Genomic DNA, 1,318 nt, shown 5'->3' on the forward strand with positions numbered 1-1,318 from the left:
GCCGACGCGCGGCAGCACGCAGGACATCAGCCTGCGTCACCTCCTCAAGGAGAACGGGCTCGTGCCGCAGGACCAGGGCGGCGACGTGATCATCGTGCCGATCGACCCGGCCAACATGCCCGCCGCGTTCGCCGCGAAGCAGGTGGACGCCGCGCTCGTGCAGGAACCGTGGGGCGCGGTGCTGGAGCAGCAGGGCGCGCGGCTCGTGCTCAACGAGAAGCAAATCTGGAAGGGCGGCGACTACACCACCACGGTGCTGGTCGGCAGCACGCGCTTCATGAGCCAGAACCCGGAGCTCACGCAGGCCGTGCTGCGCGGGCACCTCGCGGGCATCGCGTACATCAGGAAGTCCAACGCGGCGGCGCAGAAGGCCGTCAGCGACGAGATCTTCGAGATCACGCGGCAGCGCCCCGACCGCGACGTGCTATTCAAAGCGCTCGCGCGCACGAGGGTCACGGACGAGATCGAGCTCGACAAGCTCGCGGAGTACGCGGTGCTCAACAAGGAGGCGGGCTTCGCGCGCGACGTGCCCGACCTCTCGAAGTTCGTGAACCTCTCCATGATCCGGGCCTTGAAGAAGTAGTCAGGCACGCGCGGGCGGGGCGGTCGGGGCGCGTCCCGACCGCCCCGCCTCTTGACCCCGGGGGCGTGGCCCGGCAGAATGGCTGCATCGCGCGGCCTTCGCGCGGTTTCATCCAGACGCGCCCGAGGGACCTGGCCCCATGACGGCGCGGCAACCGGCCCTCATCACGGCACGGTGCTTCCCAGCCCGCTCCACGCCGACGATGGCGCAAAAGCGGGAACGATGGAGCCACAGCGGCCACGCCCATGCGCCCTTTCATGCGCAGGCTCACCATCGGCCTGCGCGTTCACCTTTTTTCGCGCAGGGCACGCCGCGACCGCGAGGAGAGCACCTTGACGCACCATGCATCCACCCCCGCCCGCCCGAACGTGCGCGACGTCGCGCGCGAGCGCATCCTGATCCTCGACGGCGCGATGGGCACCATGATCCAGCGCCACCCCCTGCGCGAGGAGGACTACCGCCGCGCGGACTTCCCGGACGTGCGCCTCAAGGGCAACCACGACCTACTGAACCTCACGCGGCCCGACGTGATCTCGGGCATCTACCGCGCGTACTTCGAGGCGGGCGCGGACATCGTCAGCACCAACACCTTTAACGCGACGTCCATCTCGCAGGCGGACTACGGGACGGGCGCGTGGGTGTGGGAGCTCAACCGTGAGGGCGCGCGGCTCGCGCGCGAGATCGCGGACGAGCTCACGCGGCTCGACCCGGCGCGGCCCCGCTTCGTGGCGGGCG

General features: G+C 70.1%; 2 protein-coding genes and 1 riboswitch. Both genes read left to right on the plus strand.

Features of this window, described 5'->3' with window-relative positions:
- Positions 1-583, plus strand: a 583-nt coding sequence (locus DEIPI_RS39565; protein WP_045234147.1) for an ABC transporter substrate-binding protein, incomplete at its 5' end; no start/stop codon positions are given.
- A gap of 105 nt (positions 584-688) precedes the next feature.
- Positions 689-812, plus strand: a riboswitch (SAM riboswitch).
- A 103-nt stretch (positions 813-915) separates the two neighbouring features.
- On the plus strand, positions 916-1,318 hold a 403-nt coding region (locus DEIPI_RS30425; RefSeq protein WP_342667510.1), incomplete at its 3' end, for a homocysteine S-methyltransferase family protein.

This window comes from Deinococcus pimensis DSM 21231, from assembly GCF_000519345.1.
GTDB lineage: Bacteria > Deinococcota > Deinococci > Deinococcales > Deinococcaceae > Deinococcus_A > Deinococcus_A pimensis.